Here is a 1956-nt window from a genome sequence, read left to right on the forward strand (position 1 = left end):
CGCGGTGGCGAGTCTGTGGCCGTCCGGGCTGAACGCCAGCGCCGTCACCTACGTCGTGTGGCCGGTGATCGGTCCGCCGATCGGCGTGGCGCGCTCGGGCGCGGCGACGTCCCACAGCCGAACCGCGGAGTCCGCGCCCCCCGAGGCGAGCGTCCGCCCGTCCGGGCTGAACTCGATGCTGAAGACGGTCCCGGTGTGACCGGTGAGCGTGTGGACGGGGGAGGGGCGGGCCGGGTCGGTGACGTTCCACAGCAGGACGGTGCGGTCCACACCCCCCGCGGCCAGGGTGTGCCCGTCCGGGCTGAACGCCACCGTCTGCACCTGGAGGGAGAACCCGGTCAGCGGCTCGGCCAGCCGGGTGGGGCGGGCCGGGTCGGTGATGTCCCACAGCCGCACGGTCGCGTCGCCGCCGGACGTCGCGAGGACCCGTCCGTCCGGGCTGAACGCCACGTCCGTCACCGCGCCGTCGTGCACCTTCCACGGGCGGCCGAGCACGGTCGGGCTCTCCGGGTCAGCGACGTTCCAGAGCCTCAGCGTCTGGTCGTTCCCGACCGCGGCGAGGGTGTTCCCGTCCGGGCTGAACGCCACCGCGGTGACGTTCGCGGTGTGCCCGGTCATCGGCCGGCCCAGTTCGCGCGGTGGGTCGTCCGCCCGCCAGAGCCGCACGGTCGTGTCGGCCGACCCCGTGGCGAACACGCGGCCGTCCGGCCGGTACGCGATCGCGTTCACCAACGACGTGTGCCCGTCGAGCCACGTGCCCGGCAGGTCCCACACCTCGACCGAGCGGTCGTAGCCCGCGGTGACCAGGGTCGAGCCGCCGGGACCGAACAGCACCGACGACACGGCGCCGCTGTGGCCGCTGAGGGGCGGTCCGAGTGCGACCGGCCGGGTCGGCTCGGCCACGTTCCACAGCTGCGTGGTCGCGTCGCTGGCGCCGGTCGCGAGGATCCGCCCGTCCGGGCTGAACCGCAGCGCCATGATCATCCGGGCCGTGCCGCTCAGCAACTGGTTCGCGTACGTGGGCCGCGCGGGATCGGTGACGTTCCACAGTCGCGTGGTGGAGTCCGCGCTGCCGGTCGCGAGCGTGCGGCCGTCCGGGGTGAACGCCAGGGACAGCACGGGGTTGGCGTGCCCGGTGACCAGCGGCTCCGACGACGGCACCACGTGCGCGGGATCGGTGACGTTCCACAGCCGCACGCTCTGGTCGCGGGAGTTCCGCACGGGGCCCTGCGCCGTCACCAGGGTGTGGCCGTCGGGGCTGAACACCATCGCCGCCACGCTGCCGTCCTGCGTCAACGGCTCTCCCACGAGCGACGGGCGCGTCGGGTTGGTGACGTCCCACAGGCGGATCGTCCGGTCCAGCCCGCCGGTGGCCAGGACCCGGCCGTCCGGGCTGAACGCCGTGGTGAACACCGCGCCGTCGTGGCCGTCCAGGGGAGCGAGGGCCGCCGGGCGCGCGGGGTTCGACACGTCCCACAGCCGCGCGGACTTCGAGTCGGTGGTCGCGAGCACCCGGCCGTCGGGGCTGAACGCGACGGCCCACCCGATGTCGGGCAGTGGCAGCGGTTCAGCGATCGGCGCGGGGTGGTGCGGGTCGGTGAGGTCCCACAGCCGCACGGTCGAATCGGCCCCGATCGACGCGACCGTCCGCCCGTCGGGGGTGATCGCGAGCTGGTTGATGTTCTCGGTGTGGCCGGTCAACCTCGTGTACAGCGGGACCTGGCCGGCGGTGAGCAGGCGGGTGTAGGTGTCGTCGTTGGGGCGCATCCGGTGCGCCAGCAGGGACAGCTGCGCGGACAGGGAAGCGTCCGTGCCGCGGAGCTGGTCGGCCTCGGCCAGGACGCGGTTGTAGACCGCGGCGTCGCGCTGCTGCACGGCCTTGCCCTGCTGCTGGTAGGCGACCAGGGCCGCGGTCGACGCCGCGACGCTGAGCACGACGAGTGCCGCGCGGGCGAC

General features: G+C 74.2%; 1 protein-coding gene. It reads right to left on the reverse strand.

The genetic code is table 11. From position 1 onward, the window contains the following. Positions 1 to 48 precede the first annotated feature (48 nt). The coding region (locus AB0G02_RS37390; RefSeq protein WP_360804392.1) for a WD40 repeat domain-containing protein at positions 49 to 1956 on the reverse strand (1908 nt) is incomplete at its 5' end.

Origin of the sequence: Actinosynnema sp. NPDC023658 (genome assembly GCF_040639995.1) — a bacterium.
In the GTDB taxonomy this organism is placed as follows: Bacteria; Actinomycetota; Actinomycetes; order Mycobacteriales; family Pseudonocardiaceae; genus Actinosynnema.